This is a genomic window from Bradyrhizobium sp. (genome assembly GCF_027451485.1).
GTDB lineage: Bacteria > Pseudomonadota > Alphaproteobacteria > Rhizobiales > Xanthobacteraceae > Bradyrhizobium.
This window is the reverse complement of sequence record NZ_DAIDJE010000112.1, coordinates 1-5,941: the sequence shown is the minus strand read 5'-3', so window position 1 is coordinate 5,941 and position 5,941 is coordinate 1. Positions and strand designations below refer to the sequence as shown.

Annotated in this window: 4 protein-coding genes; 1 reads left to right on the top strand and 3 read right to left on the bottom strand. The window is 62.1% G+C overall.

Going from position 1 to position 5,941, the window contains the following annotated elements; all coding sequences use genetic code 11:
• Positions 1 to 21: 21 nt before the first annotated feature.
• Positions 22 to 225 carry a DUF2188 domain-containing protein gene (locus NEZ08_RS14700; RefSeq protein ID WP_298108051.1) on the top strand — a complete coding sequence of 68 codons (204 nt, stop codon included), beginning with the start codon at positions 22 to 24 and terminating at the stop codon, positions 223 to 225.
• Positions 226 to 250: 25 nt separating this feature from the next.
• Here the strand turns inward: NEZ08_RS14700 and NEZ08_RS14695 are convergent, their stop codons facing one another.
• From NEZ08_RS14695 to NEZ08_RS14685, 3 genes are all read right to left on the bottom strand, one after another.
• Positions 251 to 3,229, bottom strand: coding sequence for a DNA methyltransferase (locus NEZ08_RS14695; RefSeq protein ID WP_298108048.1), 2,979 nt, complete (start codon positions 3,227 to 3,229; stop codon positions 251 to 253).
• Positions 3,230 to 3,328: 99 nt separating this feature from the next.
• On the bottom strand, positions 3,329 to 4,282 hold the full coding sequence (locus NEZ08_RS14690) for a hypothetical protein (protein WP_298108045.1): 954 nt from the start codon (positions 4,280 to 4,282) through the stop codon (positions 3,329 to 3,331).
• Positions 4,283 to 4,287: 5 nt separating this feature from the next.
• Positions 4,288 to 5,941: helicase-related protein (locus NEZ08_RS14685; RefSeq protein WP_298108042.1), on the bottom strand; the 1,654-nt coding region annotated here is incomplete at its 5' end.

Below are 5,941 nucleotides of genomic sequence, written 5' to 3'. Positions count from 1 at the left end.
CTTTGACCCATGGAGGTTCCATTGGCGGATAAGCGGGTTTTCATCGAGCGTCGCCCCGGCGAAGGCGATTACGCAGTGCGCAAGCCAGGAGCGGAGCGGGCCAGCGCCGTTCTGCCGACCCAGGGGGCGGCGATTGACTGGGCTCAGCAGCGCGGCGCGGACATTTTCGTCGAGCGGGTTCGCCAGACCAATGTGGGCCATCCGGACAAGTGGCGCCGGCCGTAATAGGCCGGAACGCTTTTTGCCTCGGTTAGTCGACCTCTTCACCATCGACCAGTTCGTCCTCCGGCGCCTCGGCGATCAGGCCGGCCGCGCGTTCCGCGGCTGCACGCTCGGCATTGAGAGCGAGGAGGCGGGCGAGGATTTCGTCCTTGAATTCGGCGGGCCAGTCGAGGCGGGTTTTGGGCGTTTTGCCTTCGTCGGCCTCCTGCTCGATGAATTCGGGCGCGGCGCGATCGGCCAGATCGTCCCAGCCATAGGCACGTAGGACGGCTGTATCCATCTCGGCATACAGCGCGCGCAGGCGGACGATGTCGGCAGAGTTTTCGCTGCGTGCATGAAAGCGGTTGGAGGTCTTGGTCAGACCCTCGTTGCGGTCGATCATCAACTGCGCGCGGAACGCGTGATAGGCATCGCCTGCGGCTTCGAGTCGGGTGTTGGTTTCAAAATCGAGTGGAAAGGGGAAGGTGCGGAAGCAATCGGACGGAACGTAGCGTAGTCGCTCTTCTAGCGTCGAAGCAAAAAAGCGAGTCCACAACTCATGACAGCGCGACTGTACAGCAGAAAACGCCGCCATTGATGCAAAGGCCAGAGGGATCAGTTGCTCAGAATAAACCTGACCCGAATCGATCTGCGCAATCGCCAAGAATTGTGAAACGCGAGTTGTCACAAGCACTCGCTCCAGCGGCATGATCGCAGAATATAGACCGGGCCGCTTTTCAGCGTATTGCCACCAACGTATGCGCAATGCATCCCGTTTTTGAACATCTCGCTCTGGTTTGACCAATCGCCTAACTATTTCGATCAGATCAGGCCAATCCTCGGCAACCTCGCCTGGGTAATCATCCGGAACAATCCCGGTCGTCCGACATCTTGCACGTTCATCACTATCCATATCTTGCCAATTTTTGTGACTCGGCTCTCTCCGCAACGGGCGATCAAAGAAGTCAATTACATAACGATGATGTTGATGCGTAGGAGAAGTATTGACTTCCTCGCCACCGATATACGGAAAAATACGCTCCGCATTTTTCGAGTTCTTAGCGATCAGCGCGCGCATCGTTGCAAGGCTCTCGGCCTCCCCCTTCGCAGCGGCCACATCGTCAAAGGTGAAGCCTATGCCGAGGACGTAGGAACCCACGAACGCCTTTCCGGAATTGGCTGCTAGCGCCACTGGCGAGGTGTCGAGTTCGCCTTCAACGAGATAGGCCGAGATGCGCCGCACTTGCCGTGTGTCGAGTACAGGCGAAGTCGATTCACCCTTCACGATATGTACGACCGAAACCACCACCGCCGCTTCGCCGGGCCATTTCAACCGCCGCGTGGCGCGCAGGATCGCGCCCCCGTTGGCGATGATTTTCGTCAGACCTGACGCGCGCGTGTCGCCCTGTCCGATTGTATTGGTAGCGATCAGCCCAAATACACCGCCTTGGCGCAGTAAGCTAAATGCGCGACGAAAGAAGTGCGCGACAAGATCAGCATTGCCATGCGCGTCGGCATGGAGCGTTTGCAGCCACGGCAAGTAGTTCTTGGAATTCCCACCGATGATGGTGTTCTTTCCAGCGAACGGCGGATTGCCCACAATGGCGTCAAAGCCACCTTCTTGACGCGAGAAGACCTCAGGAAATTCGAGCTCCCAATGGAATGGTCTGATCCTATGTGGTTCGCGCAGCAATGCCGCCCGAAGCTGTTTTGCAACGTCCCAGTCTGGCGGGAGTTTGCCGACTGCATGTTCAACACTGGCAAGACTCGCTTTGCGGGCCTTCGGCTTGTCGCCTACGAAATACGCCGCGATGACAGCATCGCCAGCCAAGCGCACTTCGTCAGTTTTTTGGTCTAAAAATTTGTGGCGCTGCTCCTGGATCGCGCGGACGACATCGTCGGGCGCTGAGCGGATCTCATCTCGCCCCTTCACGGCCTCCTCAAAGCGCTGCTTCACAAGCAGTTCAAGCATGGTCGACTGCGTACCCGCAGCCACACTCTCCCAAGTCAGCGCTCCAATTTGGCGGCGCGAAAGACCAACCAGGCTGTCGCCGCATTTCAGTGCGTGGTCGAGGAAGGTGAACTCATGGTCCCGTGCCAGCGTCGCCAGCCAAAGCGACAGCCGCGCGAGATCGACTGCTCGCGGATTTTTGTCGACGCCGTAGAGGCAGCGTTGCGCGACGAGCCGGCGAGCGTGAAGCTCCTCGTCCTCGTCGGCGGGAATGGTAGGCCGCGTGTCCGGCCAGCGCGCCCATGCCGCAACCAGACGTTCGCCCAAGGCGCGGCAGGCCTCAACCAAGAAAGCGCCCGAGCCCATCGCCGGGTCGCACACCTTTAGATCCAGCACTTGATCTGGCGTCGCATCAGGCCCCAGCCGAGCAAAAGCTGGCTCCAGCGCATATTTGACGATCGGGGCTGTGAGTGACCTCGGCGTGTAGTGACTACCCGTCCGTCGCCGCTCTCCAGTCGGCTGCAGAATCGGCGTGCCCGATGCCGCGACCCTTTTCTTGGGTGAGCCACGCTCATCGACCATTCCGTCGAGCGCGGCCACGAGGTCCTCGACGCTCCTCGCTTCCTCGACCGGCTTGCCTTGCGCTGCCGTCAAGGCGCGCCCGACATTCTCTTTCAGTTCCTTGATCCGCTCCTTGCCCTTCTTCGCGAGAACGTCATCGAGCTCGACAAACACCGGCGTCTTGTTGTTTTTGCCGGCCTTGATGGCGAGCACGCGGCTCTTGGCGGCCTCGACCGTGAAGCCCATGACAGTCTCGTAGACCGAGCCTATCTGCTCGACGTCGAGTGTCCGGTAAGACAGTCGCTCCCGCTCGGCGCCGCGCAGCTTCAGGGTCATCAGTCCTTCGAAGATGCGAAGCAGGCACCCGTCGGAAACGGCCAGAATTCGGGCCGGGTCATCCTTCGAGGCGCGGCCCTCAAGGAAGGGAAATTCGTCCGGATCGAACAGCTTGCCTCCACGCGCCTGCACGAACCCCGTCTTGTGGCCTTTGTGGATCAGGCGAAACAGCGCCAGCAATCCGCCCCATCCGCCGCGCCGCTCATCCATCGTGTCGGGATTGAGCGTTGCGTCTTCCGTGAGCTTGGCGTAGAGCCCGCGGACTGAATAACTGGTCTCTTAGATTTCGCGCGCGCGGGCGTCGGATCGCGATGGAAGCAGATCTCGGTCCTCGGCGTAGAGCACGAAGACCAGCCGCATCAGGACGGTCAGCAGCCCCTCATAGAGATGGTCCGGACGGCTTGCCGCGAGTTCGCGCACGAGCGCCGGCTCGGCGCTGTCCAACCCGCGCAGCAGCTCGTGGAGCGCGCCGAGCACCTGCTCGGCGAGCGCAGTTGAAACCAGAGCCTGGGCGTCGCGGCTGTGCTTCAGCAGTGCAGGCAGGCGCCGGTCATCGGCATCCGAGAACAGCCGAAATCGATCGAGCAAGAGCTTCAGGCCACCGAGCATGGGCCGACCGGCGACCATCGCCATGGGCCGGATCGGAAAACTCTGATGGCCCGACGTCTCGCCGCGCGGCGCATAGATCAGGCGAAACTCGGGATAGTACCGAGCCTCGCCATCCTTCCGTTCATCCCGCTCCGAAATCAGCAGACCGGCAAAGACGCCGGTATCGCGCAACAGCCGCTCGAAACGCTGATGCGGCGTCGCCTCCCAGCCGTCGAGGGCGTTCCTGGCATCGGGATCGACACCTGGCGCTTCGATGCGCACGAGAAGCTGCCAGCGACGATCTCCCTCCCCGAGTTCAGCGACAGCCCAGGTCGGCCGAAGTGTCGTGCCATGTTCCGGCAGCGCGACGAGCAATTCATCGGGAATGGCCGGGCCACCCGGCGCGCCCGCCACGTGGCGCGCTTCCCAGCCTAGCACCTGCTCGACGAAGGCCCAGGGATCGGTGAGGGCTGGCTTGGAAAGCTCCGAGCCAATGATCTCGGCAACCTGGCCCGTGTCGATCGGAGTTTGCCTGACCGGCAGAAGCCCCAATTCCTTGAGGAGGGTCGGCGCGACGACGAGACCCACCGGCGGCACATGGTCGAGCCATTCGAGATCGGGATCGCGATAGATTTCAGCAGCCATCGTGCCTACCCCGATACCGGCCATAGATAGACGAGGCCAACGGGCTCCAGGCGGTGCGCTCGCACCTCATAGGAGTCGCGAAGCCGCTTCGGCTCATCGCGCAACTCACGCTCAAGGCGCGTCAAGCGGCCTTCCCAGTGCCGCCGGTCCGCCTCTCGCTCGCGCCGTTCCTCGGGCACGAGATCGAGAGTGAGCTGGTTGGGGTCGAACTCCTTTGCCGCCTTGGCGATGCGTGACCTCTGCTGCTCAAGCAGGTCGGACAGCGAGCGCGCCTCCTCCTCCCCTCGCTTCTGGAGTTGGGCCGTAACAGTCGTCAGGCGCTCCGCTGCGATCTTTTCCAAGGCCGGGACCAGGTCGGCGATATCCTTCGCGACCAGAGCCTGGATACGGGCGACGGCGGCGCCGGACGCTTCGCGGGCATCGCGCAGGGCCTCTTCGAGCTGATTGAGGGTTTTTTCCTCGCCGCTCTCTCCCAGCGGCCGGAGCGACTTGCGGTCGCGTTCTGACTCAGTCCAGATCGCCGTAATCGGGATGACTTCTTCGTGCAGCCGCGCCGCGCCCGCGCCGAAGACCGCAAGGCGTCCCATCAGCACGACACGCGGCTGTGCGCCCGGTCCGTAGATGACCGACACGCGCGAAAGCTTCGACTGGAAGCCTTGGCTAAGGAAACGAGACAGGAGCCGCCTGACCAAGCGATGCTCAAGATGCACCTGCACAACATCCGAGGCGTCACGACCATCGGCCAAGATCGGCGGACTGAAAGCGATCGACCGAATGGGCGCATCGCGTCGCCAGTCGCCAAGGCGCTCGCCACGCTTTCGCGGCCGAACCCGAAGATCGTCGAAGGCGTCGTCCCAACCCGCGTCTTTTGTGAACGCTGGGTCGTTGGGATCGAGCCGGTAGGTTGCCACCTTGCCAACGACCTCCCCACGAGCATCGTCGAGTACGTAGCCGGCGCGGGACAATGCCGCTGCAGCCACGCGATGAAGATCCTCTGGGTCAACGCCGACGCGCTCACGCGATCGTTCCAGCGCGCGCTGAAGATCGGCCTGCTCTTTCAACAACCGTTCGTGACGGGCGCGTTCGTCGTCGTCCATTTCGGCGCGCGCGCGATTAAGCCGTTCGGCGTCGCTTTCCTCAGCAATGGCCCGAGCGATCGCCGCCCCCTGGCCGCGCAAAATGCCACCTTCGGCCAGACGCTTCGCGATGCGGTCCTCGATCACCTGGCCGACCGAGCCGAGCTGCTCGCGGATGGTCTCCGTCTTCCGGACCAGCGCTTCCAATACGATGTCGGCTTCGCGCTGCTCGTAGCGGAAGTACCGGCAAATGACCTGTTTCGCCGGCTGAAGCTTGCGATCGATACGGCCGTTGCGCTGCTCCAGGCGGGAGGGGTTCCAAGGCAGGTCGAAATGAATCAGGTCAGAACAATAGCTTTGAAGGTTGATGCCCTCGCGGGCTGCGTCGGTGCAGATGAGGATGCGCAACGGCTCAACATCTGGATCAGCGTTGAAGGCCCGTTTTACCTCTTCCCTTCGGTCCGATCCCGTTGCGCCGGTGAATACGCCAATGCGTTCATCAGCGCGATCCGTGTTCGACACTGCCTCTCTGAGGCGCCGCTCGAGCCAACGCCGCGTGTCCTCGTACTCCGTGAAGATGATG

Coding starts and splice junctions, on each gene's coding strand:
- NEZ08_RS14690 (WP_298108045.1), bottom strand. CDS start 4,282: ATGGCTGCTGAAATCTATCGCGATCCCGATCTCGAATGGCTCGACCAT.